Annotated in this window: 16 protein-coding genes; 5 read left to right on the forward strand and 11 right to left on the reverse strand. The window is 69.4% G+C overall.

Annotation, left to right across the window (positions count from 1 at the left end; genetic code table 11):
• Positions 1 to 30: 30 nt before the first annotated feature.
• From IEZ00_RS25885 to IEZ00_RS25900, 4 genes are all read right to left on the reverse strand, one after another.
• Positions 31 to 1,227 carry a cytochrome P450 gene (locus IEZ00_RS25885; RefSeq protein ID WP_189225950.1) on the reverse strand — a complete coding sequence of 399 codons (1,197 nt, stop codon included), beginning with the start codon at positions 1,225 to 1,227 and terminating at the stop codon, positions 31 to 33.
• A gap of 26 nt (positions 1,228 to 1,253) precedes the next feature.
• Positions 1,254 to 1,445: a hypothetical protein gene (locus IEZ00_RS25890; protein ID WP_209620344.1), complete on the reverse strand. Its 192-nt coding sequence runs from the start codon at positions 1,443 to 1,445 to the stop codon at positions 1,254 to 1,256.
• Between the two features lie 140 nt (positions 1,446 to 1,585).
• The gene (locus IEZ00_RS25895; RefSeq protein WP_189225951.1) at positions 1,586 to 2,767 is read right to left on the reverse strand and encodes an LLM class flavin-dependent oxidoreductase; all 1,182 of its coding nucleotides are present in this window, start codon (positions 2,765 to 2,767) and stop codon (positions 1,586 to 1,588) included.
• Positions 2,764 to 2,928, reverse strand: a complete 165-nt coding sequence (locus IEZ00_RS25900) for a hypothetical protein (RefSeq protein ID WP_189225952.1) — start codon at positions 2,926 to 2,928, stop codon at positions 2,764 to 2,766. Before IEZ00_RS25900 ends, IEZ00_RS25895 begins: the two co-directional genes overlap by 4 nt.
• 229 nt (positions 2,929 to 3,157) lie before the next feature.
• Between IEZ00_RS25900 and IEZ00_RS25905 the strand changes: the two genes are divergently transcribed.
• Positions 3,158 to 3,991: an SDR family oxidoreductase gene (locus IEZ00_RS25905; protein WP_189225953.1), complete on the forward strand. Its 834-nt coding sequence runs from the start codon at positions 3,158 to 3,160 to the stop codon at positions 3,989 to 3,991.
• A 133-nt stretch (positions 3,992 to 4,124) separates the two neighbouring features.
• On the opposite strand, the gene IEZ00_RS25910 is transcribed toward IEZ00_RS25905, so the two are convergent.
• The 6 genes from IEZ00_RS25910 to IEZ00_RS38160 form a co-directional block, all read right to left on the reverse strand.
• Positions 4,125 to 6,899 carry an AAA family ATPase gene (locus tag IEZ00_RS25910; protein ID WP_189225954.1) on the reverse strand — a complete coding sequence of 925 codons (2,775 nt, stop codon included), beginning with the start codon at positions 6,897 to 6,899 and terminating at the stop codon, positions 4,125 to 4,127.
• A gap of 102 nt (positions 6,900 to 7,001) precedes the next feature.
• A complete protein-coding gene (locus tag IEZ00_RS25915; protein ID WP_189225955.1) occupies positions 7,002 to 7,637 on the reverse strand; it encodes an MFS transporter in 636 nt (211 codons plus the stop codon).
• 1,429 nt (positions 7,638 to 9,066) lie between these two features.
• A complete protein-coding gene (locus tag IEZ00_RS25920; protein WP_189225956.1) occupies positions 9,067 to 10,569 on the reverse strand; it encodes a multicopper oxidase family protein in 1,503 nt (500 codons plus the stop codon).
• A gap of 164 nt (positions 10,570 to 10,733) precedes the next feature.
• Positions 10,734 to 13,514, reverse strand: coding sequence for a M48 family metalloprotease (locus IEZ00_RS25925; protein WP_189225957.1), 2,781 nt, complete (start codon positions 13,512 to 13,514; stop codon positions 10,734 to 10,736).
• Positions 13,511 to 13,984: a hypothetical protein gene (locus IEZ00_RS25930; protein ID WP_189225958.1), complete on the reverse strand. Its 474-nt coding sequence runs from the start codon at positions 13,982 to 13,984 to the stop codon at positions 13,511 to 13,513. Before IEZ00_RS25930 ends, IEZ00_RS25925 begins: the two co-directional genes overlap by 4 nt.
• 475 nt (positions 13,985 to 14,459) lie before the next feature.
• Complete coding sequence (locus IEZ00_RS38160; protein WP_189225959.1) at positions 14,460 to 14,729, reverse strand: hypothetical protein; 270 nt, start codon at positions 14,727 to 14,729, stop codon at positions 14,460 to 14,462.
• A 26-nt stretch (positions 14,730 to 14,755) separates the two neighbouring features.
• Here IEZ00_RS38160 and IEZ00_RS25940 point away from each other — a divergent pair, with 26 nt between their 5' ends.
• The 4 genes from IEZ00_RS25940 (at position 14,756) to IEZ00_RS25955 (ending at position 19,435) form a co-directional block, all read left to right on the forward strand.
• Positions 14,756 to 15,316, forward strand: coding sequence for a 2Fe-2S iron-sulfur cluster-binding protein (locus IEZ00_RS25940; RefSeq protein WP_189225960.1), 561 nt, complete (start codon positions 14,756 to 14,758; stop codon positions 15,314 to 15,316).
• Positions 15,313 to 16,299 carry an FAD binding domain-containing protein gene (locus IEZ00_RS25945; RefSeq protein WP_189225961.1) on the forward strand — a complete coding sequence of 329 codons (987 nt, stop codon included), beginning with the start codon at positions 15,313 to 15,315 and terminating at the stop codon, positions 16,297 to 16,299. The genes IEZ00_RS25940 and IEZ00_RS25945 overlap by 4 nt, the downstream gene beginning before the upstream one ends.
• The gene (locus IEZ00_RS25950) at positions 16,296 to 18,731 is read left to right on the forward strand and encodes a xanthine dehydrogenase family protein molybdopterin-binding subunit (protein WP_229796090.1); all 2,436 of its coding nucleotides are present in this window, start codon (positions 16,296 to 16,298) and stop codon (positions 18,729 to 18,731) included. The genes IEZ00_RS25945 and IEZ00_RS25950 overlap by 4 nt, the downstream gene beginning before the upstream one ends.
• Before the next feature lie 200 nt (positions 18,732 to 18,931).
• Entirely contained in the window at positions 18,932 to 19,435 is a 504-nt protein-coding gene (locus IEZ00_RS25955; protein WP_189225962.1) for a TetR/AcrR family transcriptional regulator, read from the forward strand.
• A 110-nt stretch (positions 19,436 to 19,545) separates the two neighbouring features.
• Here the strand turns inward: IEZ00_RS25955 and IEZ00_RS25960 are convergent, their stop codons facing one another.
• The gene (locus tag IEZ00_RS25960) at positions 19,546 to 21,303 is read right to left on the reverse strand and encodes a serine/threonine-protein kinase (protein WP_189225963.1); all 1,758 of its coding nucleotides are present in this window, start codon (positions 21,301 to 21,303) and stop codon (positions 19,546 to 19,548) included.
• Positions 21,304 to 22,307 lie beyond the last annotated feature (1,004 nt).

Consider the following 22,307-nt stretch of genomic DNA (forward strand, 5'->3'; position numbering starts at 1 on the left):
GGCATCTCCGGCCTGCGCTCCCCCTGGCGATCAGGCCGCTTTGATCGGGACTCCCCGAAGGCCGCGCAGCGTGAAGTCGGAGCCGAATTCGATGTCACCCGCGAACTCGTACTCCGGCAGCTTGTCCAGCAGCCGGTTCAACCAGACGTTCATCTCCAGCCGGGCCAGGTGGACGCCGAGGCAGATGTGCGGCCCGAAGCCGAAGCCCAGATGCGCTTTGCGGGGACGGAAGATGTCGAAGGAGTTCGGGTCGTCCCAGCGAGCGGGATCGCGATTCGCGGCCCCCAGGAGGAGCATGACCGCGGAACCCTTGGGGATCGTGACCCCCTGGACCCGCGACTCGTCGCTGCACGCGTAGCGCAGAACCGACTGCGTGAGCGTCAACCAGCGGTGGACCTCCTCGAGCGCGGCAGGCACGAGCGACCTGTCGGCGACCAGCGCGCGACGCTGGTCGGGATGGCGTCCCAGCGCGTACAGGGCCAGCGCCATCAACTGCGCCGAGCTCTCGTTCGCGGCAACCGTCAGCATCGTCCCGTTCGCTATGATCTCCCGATCGGGCATGGACGGCGCGAAGTCGTCGAACACCATCTGCGCCATGAGCGTGCCATCGGACACCCCCAGCGCGCGGTGCTTCTCGACGAGGCCGCCGATGTAGGAGTTCAGCGCAGCCGCCGCGGCAGCGCCCTCGGCGAAGATCTCCTGACTCCTCGGAGTCGAGTCCAGCCGCGCGCTGAGGACCGCCGCCGTGGCGTCACTCCACTTGATGAAGTCCTCGTACACGTCCTCTTCGACACCCAGCAGTTGGGCGGTGACAATGGTCGGGATGATCCGCGTCATCTCCGCCAGGGCGTCGAGGGATTCGCCGGACCGAAGGCGTTCGACGAATCGATCGACGTAGACGTCCACAACCCGTCGTATCCGCTCCGGCCAGTCGACCTCGACGACCTTGCGCTCGAACCCCGGCGCCCAGATCTCGCGAACCGTCTGGTGCCGGAGACCGTCCATGCCGAGAAAAGTCGGCCCGCCGAACGCTTTCTCCATCTCCGCGAGCACGTTCGCGGAGTTGAAGCGGCGGGTGTCACCGAGCACTCGCGAGCAGTTGTGATGCGAGGTGATCATGTACTGGTCGTGCCGGGAGTTGTACACGACCGGCCCCAGAGCCCGCCACGCGCCCATGGTCTCGTAGGGGTCCTGCGCGAAGTCGGGATCGAGCATGTCGAAGTCCACGGTGGGACATTCCGCCACTACGGAGTTCATCGCAGGTCCTCTCCCCGGTCGGGATCGACACCACCGGGCATCATCGCGGCCAAAACGTGTTCGGCGGGAACGTTGTAGCGGTGGGCATCAAGCGTGTGCAGCTGGGACAAGCGGATGAGCTCGTCCTGGTCAGTCGCCTCGATGAGACCTCCGCACATCGGGCAGCTCACTTCAAGGCCAGCGTTCATGGCCGCACCCTCCTGTCGACCGACCCCGGTCGCGGCGCGCTCCGAGGACGAGCACGCGCCGCCGACATCCGGGCGCGGCTTCGGACGTCAATCCCTGGCCGTGCTCGTCGACCACGCACAGGCGTGTCACGACGGCGCGGTCAGGCCCTCCCGGCCACCTCGTCGGCGTACTTGCGGGTCATGTGCTCGACCGCCGCGCTGGCCGCGACGCTCGCCTCCTCGCGTCGCGCGAGAATGCGGGCCCTGGCGTCGCGGGAGGACTGGGCGTGGGTCTTCCCCGGCCCCTGGAAGTGCGGGGCGACCTGACGGGCGATGAGCTCCCACGAGCGCCACGCCGCCGTGGGGTCGGCCCAGTCGTGCGCCAGCAGCAGCACGGTACCGAACCCGCCGGACTGGTCGACCATGCGCTGGATCTGGCGGCGGACGTCGTCGGCCGTGCCGATCGCGCCCATGCCCGACTCGTTGACGAAGTCGATCAGCTCCCGCGTGCTGCCGCTGGGCAGCGTGAGCCCCGGCACGGCCGCGTTCTCCTGCAGGTGCTCCAACCAGTCCCGCAGCCCGAACTCGACGTCGCGGTAGGCCTGCTCCCTGGTCTCGGCGACGTGCACTTCGGTGACCAGCCGCCAGGTCGAGCGGTCGGGCGCGGGCCGTCCCGCGTGGGCGGCGCGCTCGGTGGCGATCCCCCAGTGGTACGCCAGCGCGTCGAACCCGCCCTTGGTCATGGTCGCCCCGAGCGAGATCAGGCTCACCCCGCGGCTGCCCGCCAGGCGTGCGCCGGTCGGCGACGACGTCGCGGCCACCGCGATCTCGAAGCACGGCTCGGTGAACGGGCGCAGCTGCAGCGTCGCGTCGACCAGCGTGTGGCTCCCGACCGTCGCGGTGACCGACTCACCGGCCAGCAGCCGCTGGATGACGTCGAGATGGGTCTCGAGGAGCTCGCGACTCTGGGTGGGGGTCATGCCGATCATGGCGACGTCGGCGGGCAGGGAGCCGGGTCCGACCCCGAACATCACGCGGCCCCGCGTGAGGTGGTCGAGCATCACCATCCGGTCGGCCACCCACAGCGGGTGGTGGTAGGTGATCGAGGTCATGCCGGTTCCCAGGCGGATTCGGCTGGTGCGCTCCGCGGCCGCCGCGATGAAGATCTCGGGCGAGGCGATGATGTCCCGGCCGGTGGAGTGGTGCTCCCCGATCCACGCCTCGTCGAAGCCCAGCCGGTCCAGGTGCGCCATCAGGTCCAGGTCGTGGCGCAGCCACCACGTCGGGCTCTCCCCCAGGGGGTGGATCGGGGGCAGGAACGCGCCGAAGCGCAGACCGGTCACGTCAGCACCACGGGGAACTCGACGTCGGTGCTCCGCGCGAGCGACCCGCTCGCCGCGACCGGTCGGCGAACCGGCGGATGATTCAGCTCCGGCGCGGGGTGGAAGATTGACGGCGCGCCCGGAAAGGGGATCGGGACGGGCGCGTGGTCGGCATTGGCCATGAATTTACCTCCGGAAATCCAGCTGCGCCCCAAGGTAGACCATCGCCGACTCGGTAAGCATCCCCCTAATCTTCACACGGCGTCTCTGGGGTTTTTTGCACGACATCTCTGGGGTCTCGACGCGCGGGCGACCGAACCCGGTGCTGTGAATATGTGGTGGGATGGGCGTCAGCGAGCGGATCACGGTTCGGGGCGAGCACTGATGCCCGCAGAAGGAGGCGTTTCCGTCATGGCGACATGGTTCATCACCGGAGCCGGCCGAGGGCTGGGCGTCGAAATAGCCCGGCACGCTCTGAAGGCGGGACACGACGTCGCCGCAGGCGTCCGGCGTGTCGACGCGCTGCCCGACGACCTGCGCGGCGCCGAAAGGTGCCATCCGGTCACCCTCGACGTCACCGACCAGGCGCAAATCGACCGTGCCGTCGCGCAGGTCGTCGACCGGTTCGCCACGATCGACGTGCTGGTCAACAACGCCGGTCGCCTACTGGTGGGTGCGCTGGAGGAGATCACCGACGCCGAGGCGAGGTCGCTGTTCGACGTCAACCTCTTCGGTCTGATCAACGTGACGCGAGCGGTCCTGCCGACCATGCGTGCCGCGGGCAAGGGCAAGATCGTGCACATCGGCTCCAGGGCGGGGTTCGAGGGCGAGCCGGGGATGAGCCTGTACAGCGCCTCGAAGTTCGCGGTCGCGGGCATCAGCGAAGCCCTCGCCGTCGAGCTGGGTCCGTTCGGGATCCAGAGCATGGTCGTCGAGCCGGGGGCGTTCCGCACCGACCTCCTCGACCCCAGCTCCATGTCGGTCGCCGGAGCGCGGCTGGCGGCCTACGACGGCACCCCCGCCCACCACATGCGCGACGGGATCGGTGGGGCCAACCACCTCCAGCCAGGGGACCCGGCCAAGGGCGCGGCGCTGATCGTCGAGGTGACCGACGGCGAGACGCTGCCCTCGCACCTGCTGGTGGGCAGCGACGCCTACGAGCGTCTCGAGATCAAGAACGCGATGGTGGCGGAGCACATCGCCCCCTGGCGCGACAGGTCGCTGGCCACCGCGCACCGCGACTGAGCCCACTCGTTCCGCAGCACGCCGTGGGCCGGGCTCAGCTCGGTCCCACGGCGCGAACGTCCTCCGGCCGTGCCGCTGCCGCCGACACCGTTGTCGGCGGCGCCACCCGACCTGACGAAGCGCGGCCGGAGTGCTAAGCGGACGCCTCGCCGTGAGCCGGGTGCGGAACGGCCGATTGGGGCCCGAGGCGGGACAGCAGCTGCACCCGTGAGCTGACACCCAGCTTGCGGTAGATCCGGGTCAGGTGCTGCTCGACCGTGCTGGTGGTGAGGTAGAGCCTGCCCGCGATCTCCCGGTTGGTCAGGCCCTTCGCCGCGAACCTGGCGACTCTGCGCTCCGCGTCGCTGAGGATGAGCATGTCGACTTCGGTCTCCGCCGGCCCGTCCGCCGCGTCGACCCGCCGAGCGGGCTGCTCCACGAAGAACGCCTGCTTGATGCTGTTGACCTTGCGTGCCACCGACCGCGCCCGGCCTGCCTCGCCGAGTTGGGTGTACGCGTCGTGCAGGGCGGCGAGCGCACTCGCCAACTCGAACTTGTCCCCGCTCCGGTGCAGCACGTCCACGGCATCGTGCAGCACCGGTGGCCGGAGGCGCAGTTCACGGGTCGCCGCCAGCAGCCGCAAGGTGCGCCCGCGCACCCGCAGGTGGCCGCCTTGGCCGATCCGGCGCAGCTGTTCGCGGGCATAGCGCGCGGCTGCCTCGCGGTCCCCGAGCTGCAGGTGAGCGGCGGCCATCTCCGTGCGCCACGGCAACGCCTCGTTCTGCTCCATCCCCCACTGGTCGAGCAGGTCACCGACGGCCTGGAAATCGTCGAGAGCGACCTGCGCGAGCCCGCGCTCGACGTAGTGACGGCCACGCGCCATCAGGTAGAACAAGCCGGACGGCGTCTCGAACATCACGTCCGGCACGGGCAGGGCGAGTGTGCGCGCCGCTTCATCGTGCTTGCCCTGCAGCGTTTGCGCCATCAGCAGGGTGCTCAACGGCACACCGGCCAGCACACCCATCCCGGCGACCGGGATCAGTTCGAGCGCGGCGGCCGCCCTGGTGGCCGCGACGCTGAGCGAGCCCCTGCGCAGGGCGACCTCCGCCGCGATCGCGCAGAACAGCGCATGCCAAGTGGGCTCCTGGAGGTCGAGGCAGGTCAGCATCAGTCCCCGACAGCGCCGTTCCGCTTCCTCCAGCCGCTCGGCGTAGATCATCGTGCACAGCGCGAGGATGACCGGCAGCAGGTTGATCTCGGTCAGCGGCTGCTGCCAGAACGCCTCGTCCACTTGCACCAGGCGTTCCGCGGTCACCCCCTCGTGGTGGGTGCTCCGGAAGTGTTCGAGCAGTTGATAACCGATAGCGCCCAGAGGCGTGATCGACGTGCCGTTCGTCCTGCCCTCGTCAGCCGCTGGACCGAAGATGCCCGGATACATGCCGGTCAGCCATATCCGCACCATCTCGAACTCCCACGAGGGTCGGGAGTCCGGCGGCGAGTCGGCCGCCAGCCGGGACAGCACGGAGCAGACGTCGGTCACCCGCCCCTGGACCAGCATGATGATCAGGGGCATCGTCGCGTGCCTGCCCCGAAGCCGACCGCTCAGCATCGCGTCGGCCAACTCGGACAGATGGCCGATCGAGGCTCCCAGGTCGACCCGCCACTCCGCCCGCATCAGCAGGGCCAGGCTCTCCACCTTGCGCTGGACATCGGTGTCCACCTGGTACGCCAGCCGCAGCAGCTCCGTGGCCCGCCGCGGATAGCCCTTCTCCAGCGCCTGCTGCGCCCCCTCGACCAGGTTCGGCACGACCGACGGGTCGTCCAGACGGCCGGAGGCGACGAAGTGCTCCGCGATCGTCAAGGAGTCCGCGCCGCAGGCCTTGAGCAGATCCGCCACGCGCCAGTGCAGCCTGGACCGATCAGCGGCTGAGAAGGTGCTGAGCACGGCGCCCGCGATGATCGGGTGCCGCATCCGACCCGCTTCCACCAGACCGATCTGGGTCAGCACGCGCATCGCCACGGCGATCCGGTCCGGCGCGGCGTCGACGAGCCAGCCGAGCAACGCGAACCGCGACGGCTCACCTATCACCGAGATCGCGCCCGCGACCCGCAGCGTCACCGGATCGCACCGGCGCAGGGCGAGCTGGACCGCCCGCTCGAGCTCGGGCCCCGCATCCAGCTCGGCAGGCGGGCCATCGCCGACGGCGGCAGCCCGGCTGTCCTCCAGCAACGCGTGCAGGAGCAGCGGATTGCCACCGGTGAGCTCGTGCGCCTTCGCGGCCAGTTCCGTCGCACCCGGCTCGAGGACTCGCCCGGTCACCAGCTCGGCGACGCCGCTCGGTGAAAGGGGGGCCAGCAGCAGCTGCCGGAAGTAGGGCTGCTGGTAGAGCTCGGCGCAGAGCAGCCGGGAGTTGCTCGGGGACATCTCGATACCGTCGCGCCAGGCGAAGACGATCAGGATTCGGGCGAGCCCGGCACGGCGGATCAGGTAGATCAACCAGTCCTGGGAGAACGCGTCGAGGTACTGCGTGTCGTCAATGGCGATCACCACTGGGCTCTGGCCCGCCAGCTCCAGCACCGCCGTCGCCAGCCCGTCCAGCACGCGAGAGCGACTCACCCCGTCCGATGCCGCATCGGCAAGCAGCTGGTGGTCGAGCAGACCGCTGACGAGCACCGCCGTGTCGTGGTCGAAGACCTCGCCGGCGAGCAGTTGGCGCACGATGCCCAGGGAGAGCGAGTGCTCGGTCGACGCCCCACTGGCGCGGAGCAGTCGCGCCCCCACGCCCCGAGCCCAGGCGCCGAACTCGTCGATCAGCGCTGTCTTGCCGGTTCCGACGACCCCCTGGAGCACGACGACGCGCACGCCCTCGGTGGCGGACTCGGCAAAAGCCGCGGTCAACTCAGCGAGTTCAGACTCTCGTTCGATCATGCACGATCCCTTCGTCTTACGGAGCCGGAGCTTCCGCTTGGCGGGAACCCCGAACGAATCGCCGCACTGGTCTTGTCTGCGAGAAGTCCTGCCGGACAGGGATCACGACGCCTTGGGCGCTCGACGACTCGGCATCCGGGCAGCGACCCGCCCCGACGCCACGCCCGCCCCACGGGCCGGGCCTCGGGGGATCGGGAACGGCGCTCGGCCGCCTGCGGGACACCGTCGCCTTGGCCGACACACGCTCGAAGGGGCGGTGCCGCGCACCGGCTGCCCCGGCGCACCACCACCCTGGCCGACCGCGCGGGCGGGGCCAGGGAAGAGGTCGGGATCAGCCCCGAAGGGCCCGCCGAGCGGCTGGTGTTGATGACTTGCGGCTACGGCACCGCCGCCTGCCTGCGCGCCGTCACCGCCTTCGCCGCGCACTACCCGCGTTCCCGGGAGCACCGGCAGCGTCCCCGCCACGCCAGTCGTGATGATCAACGCCTGCTCGCGGCCGCACTTGTCGCCGAAATGATCGAACACCAGGCCACCGGCCAACCAGGCGACGAGCGACGCCAGCGCCGCGATGGCGCCCAGCACCGGGTCGGGATCGGGGAAGAAGAGCTCGTCGAAGACGATCATCGCGGCGGTACCGCGAAGCAGGAAACTGTAGTACTCGATCGTCGTGTCGAGAAAACCCGACGGGCCGATCCGCCGGCGCGAGGTATCGAACAGGGCTGGGGCGGGGATCACCACCGTTTGCCTTGCCCCGCGCAACCGGTCACCCGAATGGGTGATTTCCTACGCTGTGGTGTTTCCAGAAACAGCCGGGTCCCGCACGGCGAGGCCACATCGATCATGGCCTCAGACTACCGTCGAACGGGACCGGTGAAGATCATCAAAACAAATCCTGCACTTTTGACCAGCCAGAGTTCCCCGACAACCCGAGACGGTTGTTACCTGGCTGCCATCGGCGATGCCGGGATGGTAGACAGTTGGGCCTGGACCGCGCGCCAGGCGGCTTCGCACCCGTCGAAACCGAACCGGTCGAGGCCCTTCCGGACGCGCTCGGTGTCGCAGCCCCCGTGGAGGAGTTCTCAGTCAGGGCGTTGTCGCAGGAGTCGTCGACCGATCCCGTCGAGGGCAGAATCGGAGTGTCCGCCAACCGTTCGGTGAACCGTGCAGCCATGTGGGCCGACCTGCGGTCGCCGTGCCGGATCAACCGTCCGTCTCGCACGTCCAGAAGCGGATCGCGTACTCCACAGCACCGGGCACGGGATCGGTGCCACAACCGGTCGGACGCGGGCGCGCTGAAGCCCGGTTCACCAGATCGGGCACTGGCGCGGACCGCAGATCCCGCCTAGTCGGCGGAATGCGCCACTTCCCGCGCGGGAACGTGCTGCGCAGGACGACTCGGCGCAGCTCGGCGGTGACCACCCGGTCGTCAGGGCCGAGTCGAGGCCCCGCTTACGGCTGGGATTGCGGACGCGGAAGCAGGCGGGGAGGGTGTCGACGGGTCGCGCGTTGTGCGATTACGTTACCTCGACCAACCCGCCTGGGCCGCGAATGAGCAGCAACGGGACTCCTGGCGGAGCGGCACTTCGACAACGTCCGGCCTACCAGGAGTTCCCTTTTCCGCACACCGAGGAGCGCCATCCTGCCGAGGTCGGAGGCAGGCACCGGCAGCAGATTCCTCCACTGCGCTCGTCAGCGCGAGCAAACGGTTCGGGCGGATGTCGGCGTTGTTTGCGGACTTGGCCGTCGACACGCGGGGTCAGCAGACGTTCAGACCCTCCGCCGAAGCGACGCCGGCACTGACGGTGGGATGACCGGCCTTTGCGCGCGAGTGGCTCACGTTCATCCATTCCGCCCGATTGGCGTGCCAGTTGCAGAAGTGACCGACAGTGCCCGATGGCTGGTTGTCGATGATGGACCTGATCTTGTTGTGGTCCCAGGGACGCCCGATGCCGACGAACCTGCGGTGTCGACGTTTTCAGTGCGGTTGTCCCGGTAGGGCGGTGTCCACAATGGATATTTCGATTTGGAGACCGTTGGCGCGAGTGCGGTCCTCTCGGGCAGGCCGCGACGATTCTCCCCAGCAGGGCCGCCTCCGTCGGTGCAGCCAAGCGCTCGACACCGTCCAGGCTGACGACCTGCCCCGGTGTTCCGACTGCGAGCGGCGCGCTCAGGAATGGTGGTGCTTCTGCGGCACGACGCCGATCTGCTCGCCCTCGCCCAGAACGACGAACTGGCCCATCATCCCGTTGTCCTCGTGCTGGAGCAGGTGGCAGTGGTACATGTACGGCACGTTCGGATCGGTGTGGTCGCTGAAGCGCATCGCCAGCCGGTAGCGCTTCCCCGGCACCAGCATGACGGTGTCCTTCCAGCCGCGCAGGGGCGGCTCCGGCGTCCCGCCGTCGACCGACAGGACCTGGAACCGCACGTCGTGGACGTGGAAGTTGTGCAGGTAGCCGTTGTCGTTGGTCACCTCCCACACCTCGACGGTGCCCTCGCGGACGCCGAAGTCGATGCGGTCCATCGCCATCGCCTGGCCGTTGATCTGGTCCGACGCGAGCGCGAAGGAGCGCTCCTGGGCGACGGCCTGGCCCGCGAGGTCCGGCGCGGCCCCGAGGGTGGCGGGCAGCTCGGCGGTGTCGGACAGGGTGCCCGCGGCCCGGAACTGGCAGATGTCCAGGAGGTCGTCGAAGCCTTCGAGCCTGCCCAGCGTGCCACCGTGCTCGGACGGGTAGGAGCGCAGCTCGACCCGCTCCCCCGGTTCGAAGGCCACCACGATCTCGGCGCGCTCGCCCGGCGAGAGGTACAGGCGGTCGGTCTCCCACGGCTCGGCGAGCAGGCCGCCGTCCGTGGCGACGAGCGAGAAGCGCCTGCCATCGGAGAAGCCGAAGTTGTACAGGCGCGCGTTGGACCCGTTGAGCAGCCTCAACCGCACGAGCCTGGTGGTGACGTCGAAGTGCGGCCCGATGGTGCCGTTGACCAGGATCTCGTCCCCGATCACGCCCAGCGACCCGCCCAGCGGCACCCGCTGCTCGAACTGGTTGTCGCCGTCGAAGGCGCGGTCCTGGACGATCATCGGGATGTCGTCGATGCCGTACTCCGACGGCAGGTTCAGCGCGTCGGTGACCTCGTCGTCGACGATGAGCAGCCCGGTCAGGCCGCGGTAGGTGTGGTCGGCGGTCGAGCCGTGCACGTGCGGGTGGTACCACAGCGTCGCGGCGGGCTGGTCGACCGTCCAGCGCGGTCGCCAGGTCCCGCCCACCGGGACGGTCTGGTGCGGCCCGCCGTCCATGACGGCGGGCAGGTGCATGCCGTGCCAGTGCAGCGAGGTCTCCCGGTCCAGGTCGTTGCGCACGGCGAACTCCACCAGGTCACCGCGCCGGACTCGGATGGTCGGGCCGAGGTAGGCGCCGTTCACGCCCCAGGTGCGGGTGGCTGGCCCGTCCTTGAACCTGGTCTCGCCCGCCTCGATGCCGAGCTGGAACACCCTGGCGCCCGACGCGCCGCTGCCCGCCTCGGCCAGCGGGGGGATCGCCAGCGCCCTGTCGAAGGCGATCTTCCCGGCGGTGTCCTGCTTCGCGGTGAAGTAGTAGGCGCCGAGGCCACCGCTGCCGAGGACGGCCGCGCCCCCGACGCCGAACCCGAGGGCCTTCAGAACCGTGCGACGTCTCATGGGACGACAGTCCCGCGACGGGGGCCGCCGTCGCGTCGGCAAGAACTACGTAGATCCGAGGTCCCGCTGGTCCCCGAACTGCCTGCGGGAGGTGGTCCCTCCCCTACCCGAGGCCAGCGGGATGGTGGGCACCACAACCGGCACCCCTGCGCAGTGGTGAAAGATCACAGCTTCGCGACGATCGCGTTCATCGCGTTCGTCACAAGCCGTTCGACCTCGTCGAGGAAAGCCTGCGGCGGACTGGTGCCGAGGTGGAACCAGTCGAGGGCGACGTCCACCCGGTTCAGGCCGAAGATCGCCGTGTAGTGCTCGAAGGCGAAGAGCGTGGCGACCCCCTTCAACTGCCCTCGCCCGGTGATGGACCGCCGACGCGCCAGGGGGAAGTCGAGCGCGGGCCGCAGGGTGATGTGGAAGTCGTAGTAGCGGTTCTCCTCAGGTGAGACGAGTTGCCTGAAATCGGCGCACGCCTGGTTTTCCGCGTCGATGTCGGAGAAACCCGGTGGAGGCGTCGAGTACGAGGTGATCGACACCGAGATGGATCCGCCGTCCGGTCTGCCGCCCAGCGGAAAGGTGAACCGCTGCTCAACCTCGGCGGCGCGCGGAAGGGCCTTCTCGTTCGCGATCGACCGGTCAAGGGCGGCGTCGCAGGTGGCGGGGGTCTGGACCGACGACGAGTCGTCCGGGATGTTGGGCACGCTTTTCGCACCAGGTGGGAGCACGCCGGGCACGTCGGCCAGGGCAGCGGTGGCGGCGGCCTGGTCCAAAGGCTTCTCGGCCTCCACCGGCGGATCAGGTCGGGGCGAGGCCTGTTCGGCGAGTTGCGACCGGGTGTCGGGTTGGGCGAAGTCGGATTCCGCGGTCGTGACGCCGGACAGGCCACCCGCCACGAGCAGCAGGGCCAGCAGCGCGGTGACACCGCCTGCGGCCCAGCGAACCGCACCGTGTCGGGGTTCCCGGCGCCGCACCATGACCACGAGCGAAGCCGTCAGCGGAGCCGTGCCGACCAGGGCCAGCACCAGCAGCCATCCCGGTGCTTGCAGGGTTTCCTGGAAGACGTTCGAGTCGCCGCCGTGCCGGACCCGCCGGATCAAGTACTGGGCGCCACCGGCCGACGCCGCGACCAGTAGTCCACAGAGGACACCAGAGGGCAGTTCGGGCAGCGCGCCGCCATTGACGATCACCACCGCCACGGCGGCGACCAGCCCGGCGAGCGCGCAGATCCACCACGTCTGGTAGGCCAGGAAGGCGCTCCTGGCGTCGGAGAGCTGGTCGTCCAGGCGGAGCTGCCAGGACAGCGCCGCCGCCACGGCGCCGACCACGGCGGTCACCCCGCTCACCACCGCGGCTGGTCGTCCAGGGCGTCGGACGACGAGCGCCAGCGCGACGAGGAGCAGCGCCGCCGTGTGGCGCCAGACCTGGTCGTAGCCGTTGGTCACCAGGAACGACCGGAACGACGCGGTGCCGCCGGTCGCCACGTGGACCGTCGCGGTCCCGGTGAGCGTGCCCACGGCGGCGGCGAGGACGGCCGTCACGGCGAGTGCGGCACCGAGCCCGCCTGGGCGTCGGTGGCCGGGGTGCGCGGCGAGGCGGGCGACCAATCCGGCGGTGAGCAGGGCGACCGCGAAGGCGGCGACCACCAGACCGGGCACCAGCACCAGCAGCAGCGACGGCAGCGGCAGCAGGTCCCGTTCCGGGCCGGGGGCGGTGATGGTGCTCAAACCGGGCGGTTGGAGGCAGTACCCGACGACCAGGCCCACCACCGCGCCTGCCAGCCGACCCGTCCACCCGGACGGGTCGGACGCCGCCTGCCTGGTCCACGACGGCACCACCACCGAGGCCCACAGCAGGGCCGCGACCACCGAAGCCGAGCTGATTGCGGTGCCGTTGAACGGCAGCAGGCTGCCCAGGACGAGGTAGGTGGCGTGGTAGGTGGTCATGGCCACGACGCCGGCCGTGGCGGTGGAGACGAAGCCGCCTTCCCGATCAGGCGCGTCCACGTCGAGGGCGAGCCGGTCGGCGGCCGCCGGGTGGATGGCGAACACACCCGTCCTGCGCTTCTTCGCGGGCTTGACCACGCGCGCTAGCGCGTTCGGGTCGGCGGTCACCTCCAGCGCGTGGCGGTCGGCGGCCAGCTCGCGGCGGCGCAGCAGCCCGGCGCGCAGCACGAACATCACCACCGCCACGACCAGCGAGACGAGCAGCGAGAGGCCGTAGAACTCCCACACCACCTCGGGCGCGGCCGCCAACGGGACCAGGGCGAGCAGCAGGGCGGGCACGGCCAGCCACCCCGCCCACCACACGGCCGAGGCCCACAGCACGTCGCGCGCCCGGACGTGCCCCACCTCGTGCGCGGCCACCGCGTCGAACGCGATCGGCTCGGCGTAGGCGTAGGCCAGCGGGATCACCACCCAAGGGCGCGTCCCCGGCAGACCGGTGGTGAACGCCTGCGTTACGCCGGTTCCCGGCGGCGCGAGCACCAGGTGCGGCCGGTCCCGCCTGGTCAGGCCCTGGCTGTCGCACAGCACGGCGAACCGCTCGGTCAACCGCTGCGAGGCCGCGGGTATCCCGGTGATCCGACCGGGCCGCAGCCGCCACCGCTCGGCGAGGCCGCCCAGCAGCACCAGCAGCCACGCGGCGGCGGGCAGGGCGACGGCACCGGCGAGGACGGCGGTGGCCTGCACGCGGAGGTTGTCCTCCATGCACTGCCGGTACGCGGCCTGGTCGAGCGCCACCGGATCGGTGCCGTCCACGGAGATCCCGTTGCGCACCAGGCAGGCTTGCGCGCCGGCGATGTCCCCCAGGTCGAAGGTGGTGGACAACGCCTGGCCCGCGCCCGCCCCGAGCACCGCCAACGCCCCCCACACCAGCACGTGGACCCACCCTGGGCGGGCCGGTGCGGCGGCGCGCACCAGCCGAGGTTCCCCGTCCGCGACGGGTGCGGTCATCCGTCGTCGGTCCTGCGCAACGCACCGTGCACGGCGTCGGCCAGCATGGTCGCCTCGGACTCCGACAGACCTAGCGTCATCCCGTGCGCGATGCAGGCGGCCCGCGCGCGTTCGACCTGCTCCGGGGTGAGGGTGATCTGCGCCGACGGCACCACCGCGCGCTTGCGCCACCACCGCCTGCGCTGGAGCCGGGCGAACGCGCTCGCGCCCAGCACCTGCGCGAGGGTCCCGGCCAGCAACGGGTACACGAGGTCGGCCAAAACCCAGGGCTGCACCCCGGAGCCAACCGTGCCACCGGTCCACGACCTCGACCCGCGCGGCGGGGCGCCGCGTTCCCACGAGGCGGTCACCAGGGCCAGGTAGTCCACCTGCTCCGGTTCCACCTCCGCCACGATCCGCCGCGCGAGGTCGGCGATGGTCACCGGCTTCCCGGACGAGCCGACTTCGCCGGGATGGGGCGTCTCCGTCATCCGATCACCCGATCAGTTCCGTTGACCGCGATTCGAACGCTCTCGGTGGTTGTCGTGGTGGGAGCGCCGCACATTACGCGGGAGGGAGCGCACCAGTCCGCTTCGTCAGGGAGTGGGGCCGAACAGCCGGGCCGAGGCCGCCGTTCGCGTGCAGCGGGGTCGCTCTGTTCATCCGCTACTGGGTTAATCCTGTTCTGCTGGCCGTTGGAGCGCCGTTCCCGGGCTGTGGGGGCGGCGAGTCGGCGGGTGGGATGTGGACACCGGAGCAGGGGGCCGGTGGCGCAGTGGTCCATGGTCACGGCTGGGAGGTGCGGCCCTTCCGTTGACACGCGGAACACCGTTCAGTACGTTCCTGAACAGTGTTCCGCCGGAACACCGTTCAGCTGCCTCTGGGGAGTCCCGTGCGCCATCGCGACCTCGGCCGGACCGGCATCAAGGTCGACCCTTGCGGGCTTGGCACGCTGATGTTCGCCACTCAGGTCGGCAACCCCAATCCCGAGGATTCGCTCAAGATCACCCCAGGGCGCTCGATGCCGGGATCAACCTGGTCGACTCCGCCGACTCGACGCCCCACCTCGCGATGGCCTTCGCGATCTCGCACCCGGCGGTGACGAGCGCGCTGCTCGGCGTTCGCACCACGGAGCACCTGGACGACCCGCTCGCGGGGATGGGCGTCGTCCTCTCCGACGACATCCTCGACCGGATCGACGAGATGGTCCCGCCCGGCACCGACATCGGCACCCATCCGAACAAAGGATTCAGGGAACGAAGATGTACGCGAAAAGCGGAGCGATCCGCATCAACGGCACCCCGGTCCCACCACCCGACGACCCACGTGTCTCCCTCCTCGACCTCCTCCGTGAGACGCTCGGCCTCCACGGCACGAAGAAGGGGTGCAACCAGGGCGGGTGTGGCGCGTGCACCGTGCTCGTCGACGACGAGCGCATCGTCTCGTGCCTCGCTCTTGCAGTCCAGTACACAGGACGAGATGTCGTCACCATCGACGCCTTGGCCGGCGAGGACGGGCTGCACCCGTTGCAGCAGGCGTTCATCGAGCACGACGGATTCCAGTGCGGATACTGCACGCCCGGCCAGATCTGCTCGGCGATCGGAATGGCAGGCGAGCTCGAACGCGGCGTACCCAGCCACGTCACCAGCGATCTGTCGGCGAAGCGGATCGAGCTCACCGATGACGAGCTGCGCGAGCGGATGAGCGGCAACCTGTGCCGCTGCGGCGCGCACAACGGAATCGTCTCGGCGATCGCGCAAACGCATCGGGCGGGCCAGCTCTCGCCTCGGAGCAGCACGAAGGCCCGGAGGGCCGCGCGATGAAACCGTTCACCTACGCGCGAGCAGGCGATGTGGCAGAGGCACTGCGAGCGGGCGCGGCGCCGGGTGCCAAGTACATCGGCGGTGGCACGAACCTCGTCGACCTGATGCGCGAGACCATCGAGCAACCGACGGCATTGGTCGACGTAACCGGCCTGTCCTCGGACATCAAACGGCTCCGCGGCGGCGGCCTGCTGATCGGCGCCGCGGTGCGCAACACCGAACTGGCCACGCATCGCGAGGTCCGCACGCAAAGTCCCGTGCTGTCTCGGGCGGTAGTGGCGGGTGCCTCGGGACAGATCCGCAACATGGCGACTGTGGGCGGCAACATGCTGCAGCGCACGCGATGCGCCTACTTCTACGACGCCGGGGGTTCGCGCTGCAACAAGCGAAACCCAGGGCAGGGCTGCGATGCGATCGAGGGGTTCAACCGCACGCATGCGATCCTCGGCGCCTCGTCGGCGTGCGTCGCGACGCATCCGTCGGACATGTGTGTAGCACTCGCTGCCCTCGATGCGGTGGTGCACCTGGACGGGCCCGGTGGTGCCCGCAAAGTGCCACTGACCGAACTGCACCGGCTGCCGGGCGACCACCCCGAGGTCGAGACCGTTCTCGATCGGAGCGAACTGATCACGGCGGTCGAACTACCGCCGCTGCCCTGGGCGAGGCGCTCGACGTACCGCAAGGTACGCGACCGGGCGAGCTACGCCTTCGCGCTGGTGTCGGTCGCCGCTGCCCTCGACGTGCGAGGCGGCGAAGTCAGGAACGTGCGGATCGCGCTGGGCGGGGTCGCGCACAAGCCATGGCGCGCCCATGAGGCCGAGACAGCACTTATCGGAGGTCCAGCCACCACACGGGCCTTCCGCGCCGCGGCTGAGGCCGAACTGATGGCTGCCAAACCGTTGCACGACAACGGATTCAAGATCGAGCTCGCCACGCGGACCATCACCGCCGTGCTCAGCGAGCTGGCAGGAGGAACGCGATGAGCAGCCAGACGCCTGATGACGTGACAGACGAGAACGTCCCCGACCAACTACACGCTCGCCAGGGCGGATGGACTTCACCTGAACGCGGTGGTCCGTCGCTGACGCGACGCAGGGTGCTCGGCGCCGCAGGCATGGGTGTCGTCGTGTCGGCGCTCTCCGGTCCATCCGGCATCGCCAGTGCCGCCCGTCCGAGCGCACCCGCGCGGACTCGGTCCGGACCGCCGAGCCAAGAGTGGATCGGAGCCCCACTCCCCCGGACCGAAGGGCCGCTGAAGGTGCGCGGCGCGGCGCCCTACGCCGCCGAGTTCGCATTCGACGGCATGGTTTACGCCGCACTGGTGTTCAGCACCATCGCCAAGGGCCGCATCGTCGCGATCGACACGAGCGCGGCGGAGTCCGCACCCGGCTTCGTGCACGTGATGTCCCACTACAACGCACCCCGGATGAAGCCGATGATGCCGTGGGCATCGAGCGAGAAGGCAGCGGGCAACGACGCCCTGCCGATCATGCAGGACGACCGGATCCGCTGGAACGGTCAGCCGATCGCTGTCGTACTGGCCGAGACGCAGGAGCAGGCCGACTACGCCGCCTCGCTGGTCCGGGCGACCTGTGAAGCGGAACCCGCGACCACCTCGTTCGCCCAAGCGAAGGCGAACGGAACCGAGACCGCCATGCTCGGCGGCCAACCGGTGCACATCGAGATCGGCGACGCGGAAGCCGCGCTGGCGACGGCGGCGGTGTCCGTGGACGCCACCTTCCACACGCCGTACCAGAACCACAACGCCATCGAGCCGCATGCGGTTACCGTGGCCTGGCACGGCGACGAACTCGAGGTGCACGACGCGTCGCAGTCCGTGGCGCACAACGCCTGGTCGCTCGCCACCATGCTGGGGATCGACGAGCACCAGGTCCACGTGACCTCGCCGTACGTCGGTGGCGCGTTCGGCGGGAAGTTCATGGGGACGCACCAGGTGCTGGCCGCGGCGGCGTCCCGGCTGGCAGGCAGGCCGGTGCGGCTCGCGCTCTCCCGCGCGGGTGTGTACCGGCTGGTCGGCGGACGCGCGCTCACCGAGCAGCGGTTGGCCATCGGCGCCGCGCGCGACGGCCGCTTCGTCGCACTGATCCACACCGGCACCTCCACCCACATCCCCGGCAGCCCACATCCGGAACTGGCCCAATTCGTCAGCTACAGCTCCTACGCGACGGACACCTTGAAGATCGACCTCCAGTGGGCGTACCTGGACATGGTCGCCAACGCCGCCATGCGCGCGCCGGGAGAAGCGGTCGGCAGTTTCGCGCTCGAGAGCGCGGTGGACGAGGTGGCCGTCGCCCTCGGCATGGATCCGATCGAGCTGCGGATCCGCAACGAACCCGCGACCGATCCGCTCAGCGGCCTGCCGTTCTCCTCGCGCAACATCGTCAAGGCATGGCGGGCAGGCGCCAAGCGGTTCGGCTGGGAACGACGCAACCCCACCCCCCGCGCGGTTCGCGAGGGTGACTGGCTGATCGGCATGGGCTGCGGGGCCGGTTCGCACATGTACGCTCGCGAGCCCGGTGGATCAGCGCGACTCACACTGGCAGGCGACGGCACCGTCGAGGTCGCCATCGCCGCGCACGACGCGGGCATGGGTACCGCCACCGTGCAGACCCAGATCATCGCCGAGCAGCTGGCGCTCCGCCCGGAGCAGATCGAGCTCCGTCTCGCCGACTCGGCGCTCCCCGGTCTGGTGCCGGGCGTCGGGTCAAGTCAGACCACCACCGCCGCCGCGACCACGGTCGCGGCCAAGCACGAGGTGGTGGCCGAGTTGCTCAAGCTCGTGCGTGGGGATTCACCGCTGGCGGGACTCACCGCCGACGACGTCACGCCCCGCGACGGCGGCCTGGCCAAGATCGACGACCCCGGACGTCACGAGAGCTACGCCTCGATCCTCACCAGGGCCGGACGTGACGAACTCACCATCGACGCGAGCGGCGGCAACCCGACCGAGTCGGAGCAGTACTCGATGTACTCCTACGGGGCGATGTTCTGCGAGGTCCGGGTCAACGCCATCACCGGGGAGACCAGGGTCAGCCGCCTGCTCGGCTCGATGGACTGCGGGCGGGTCATGAACGCCAGGACCGCCGCAGGCCAGTTCCGCGGCGGCATGATCATGGCGATGGGCCTGGCGCTGACCGAGGAAACGCTGTACGACGAACGCACCGCCCGCATCATGAACCCCAGCCTGGCCGAATACCACATCCCCGTACACGCGGACGTACCGAAGATCGACGTCATCTGGACCGGCATCCCCGATCCGCATGCTCCCCTGGGCGCCCGCGGTATCGGCGAGCTCAGCATGAACGGAACGGCTGCCGCCATCGCGAACGCGATCTACAACGCCACCGGCAAACGCGTCCGCCAACTGCCCATCACGCTCGACAAGCTGCTCTGAGCACGCTGATCAGGTCACGGACAGATGATCAGGGAGGTGGGAGCGCGAGGTCGGCCCGCATCCACGACCAGCGTTCCCGCCGCTGGTAGATTCGGATCGGAACATCGTTCAGCAGTTCAAGGAGTCCTCCGATCGCGACCGACCCCACCGAGACGCCGCGCACCCGTCGGCAGCAGGACGTCCAGCGCAACCTCGACGCCTTGCTGGCGGCCGCTACCGAGGTCTTCGCGACAGAAGGCGTGGACGCCTCCGTACGACGGATCATCGCCGCGGCCGGCGTCGGGGCGGGCACCTTCTACCGCCATTTCCCCGATCGCTCGGCCCTGATCACCGCTGTCTTCCGGCACGACGTCGACGCCTGCGTCGAGACCGCCGCCTCCTTGGCCGACCAGTACGACCCGGTCGAGGCGCTGACCCGATGGATGCGGCAGGTCGCACGATTCATCTCCGACAAGTACGGACTCAAACCCGCCATGCACTCCGGCGACCCCGCCTACCGAGGCCTGCCCGCGTACTTCCTGGAGAGCTTCACCCCAGTGCTCGCGCAGTTCCTGAACACCGCTGCCGCAGCCGGAGAGATCAGGGCCGACATCACCCCGGAGGACCTGATGCGCGTCCTCAGCGGCATCGCCGCACCGGACGACCACGCCTACACCGACCGCATGATCGACCTGCTCGTCGACGGCCTACGCCACATCGTCTGACACGCACCACGACACCTGCCGACGACAACGACTTGGCGGCATCCTCAACGAGTACTACCACGCCGCCTGACCTGCACGGGCGACATTCTCGGCAAGCGCAGTACCGGAATCTACTGCGGTCCCCTGCCGGTGCGGCGCACGACGTCCTTGACGAAGTCGAGGGTAGCTTTGCCCGCCCTGGACACCACCCCCTCGGAGTTGAAGTTCCAGGCGAACAGGCGATGTCCGATGAGTTCGGCGATCGACGTGTCGGACAGCAGCGCCCGGACCTCCCCGTCGACGATGTCGTCCGTTCTCTCATTGCCGTAGGCGGCTACCATGACCGGCCCGTACTCGCCGAGGATGCGGACGGACTGGCGCACGTCGTCCACATTGCCCAGTCGTTGCTTGGCGATGACGGACTGGAAGTCCGACGCCGCCAGCACGTCGGCGAAGTGCCCGAACATGGATCGGCCGTAACCCGTTTTCGGGTCGTCGCTCCCGGCTTGCCAGGCGTCCCAGCCCAGCGCCACCCGCGAGTTGGGCGCCTCCTCGTGGAAGATCCGCAAGACCTCGAGGTAGCGATCCTTCAACGCCTCGTAGTACGCCGTGCTCGACGCTTCGTCGGCGTAGTAGCCGTCCTTGCACCCCATCTTGTTGACGTCCTGGAAAACGGTGACGTAGAGGGGTGGATCGTCAGGCTGCCCGGCGAAGATGCGCGCGAGGGTGCGCATGTGCCGGGGGAATTCGGAACTGAGCACGTAGGCCCGGCCGCAGCCGACGCCGTACGAGGTGGTGACGCTGATCTCCGGATCGTTGACCTCCCAGTCCGACACGATCAGGTGCAGTGCGTAGCCCTCCGCATAAGCCTCGGGTACTGCGGTGTCGCCCCAGGGCGCCAATTTCGACAGATCGCTGGGTTTGTGGTAATTGGTGGTCAACATGCGCACCGGGGTTTCCCGCACCAGTTCGCTCGCCAGGACGGAGTTGAGCTGGTCGCCAACGCCGTACAGCAGCTTGCCGTCGTCGCCGGGCGGCACGGCGCGGGGGGACGAGCCCGGCGCGTTGGCCACGGCGTCTGGGCTGTCCGAATCGCGTACGAGGACCACGACGGCGGCGAGCAGCACCGCGACCATCCCGACGCCCGCGCCCACGAGCACGCCTCGGGAGGGTCGCCGCGCCCCGGATCTCGTGAGGAGCTTCGCCGCCTCGTCCGCGGTGGGCCTGCCGGACGGGCTCGGATCGGTCAGCCTCGCCAGGAGGTTCGCGAAGCGCCCGTTCACCTCGTCGTGCCCCCTGACGGCGGTCCGCAGCGTGGCCCCCAGCGAGTACACGTCGGCAGCCGGCGTGACGTGGTGGCCGTCGAGCAATTCCGGGGCCATGTAGGCGGGAGTTCCGGCGTTCTGCTGCGTTCCGGTCCGCGTGACCTGGTCCCACGTCGTGATGCCCAGGTCGATCAGCTTCGCCGTGCCGTCGTCGGCGACGAGGATGTTGCTCGGCGTGACATCCCGGTGCACCATGCCCTTGGCGTGCATCGCGGACAGCGCTGCGGCGATCTGCGCGCCGACTCGAGCCGCGCGGATCGGGGGAATCGGGCCGTCCTCCCGGATCATCTCGGCGAGACTGCGCGCGGGCAGGTATTCCATGACCAGCCACCGCTGGTCGCCCTCCTCGACCACGTCGAAGACCGAGATCACGTTGGGGTGGTGCAGGCCCGCTCCGATCTTGGCTTCACGGCGGATCTCCTCGTCGTCGCCGGTGCTGGTTTCTTTGAGAGCCACCGTCCGGCGGAGTTCGAGGTCGGTGGCCTGCCAGACCTTTCCCATACCGCCTGCGCCGACGACGTCCCCGAGCTGGTACCGACCGGCTACGACTTCCCCGCTGCGCACCGGGTCAGACTAGTAAATCCCCGGAGGTAGGTGCACTCACCCGAACGGTGGGAGTTCACCGGCTACTCGAAGCGTTATTCCGGATGACCAACCAAGGCGAATGACGTCCAAGAACTCCGAAGAAATCGTTCCGCGCCCTTTTTGCAACTTCCACGGATTGACGGTCTCGCGTGATCGGAATGTTCGAATTGCGACCTGCGGTTGGCCGCTCGTGACGTGCCGGGCGGACAGCGGCAAGGGCAGACCGTGAGTGATGTTCGCTCGCACACCGAGCACGAACGCATCCGCAGGATCCCCGTCGGAGAACTTGACGCGGATCGTCGTCTCACCCCGCGCGACAGCCACACCCCAAGCCGGTGCATCCCGTCGATCACCCGCATCGTGGCGCGGTGCACGACGATGGGTGGAAGGACGTCCTCCGACTCCGCGAGCGTCCTTACGTGCCCAGGGTCGACGCCCTTCGACCTTGGTGAATCCCCTTCCGACAAGGCGCTGATCGGGATGATCCGCACCTGCCCTTCTTCCGACATCGACGCCTGATCGGTCACCCGTCCTCGCCACGGCGTCGAGTTCCCCTCACTGGTCACGCTCCCTGGATCCACCTGCGGTGGAGGCTCCCGACCTCCACCGCAGCGGTCATGGCCGGACCGAGGGTCCGCCCATGGCTCTCCGGCCTGGATGCAGAATGTAATGCTGTGATCACAAGGAGATCACCGCGTATCGCGTCCAGAAGCGCGTTTGCGCTGCTCAGGTAACGGATGCAGCTGTTCGGACCGGACAGCTGAAGCGCGGGAACCCGAGGAACAGGGGAAGGCTGGGTGGACGAGTTGGACCTGCGGCATCCGGCGCGTGGGCTCTTCGCCGAGCGCTTCACGTTGCCGCTCGCGCAAGCGGGCGGTCCGCCGTTGAGACGAATAGCCCAATGGATCAGCGCCACCCTGGAGACCGATGACCGCGGACGTCCGATCACCGTGCCGGCGCAGCGGATCAGCGACTGGCGCAGG

This window comes from Saccharothrix coeruleofusca, assembly GCF_014648515.1.
In the GTDB taxonomy this organism is placed as follows: Bacteria; Actinomycetota; Actinomycetes; order Mycobacteriales; family Pseudonocardiaceae; genus Actinosynnema; species Actinosynnema coeruleofuscum.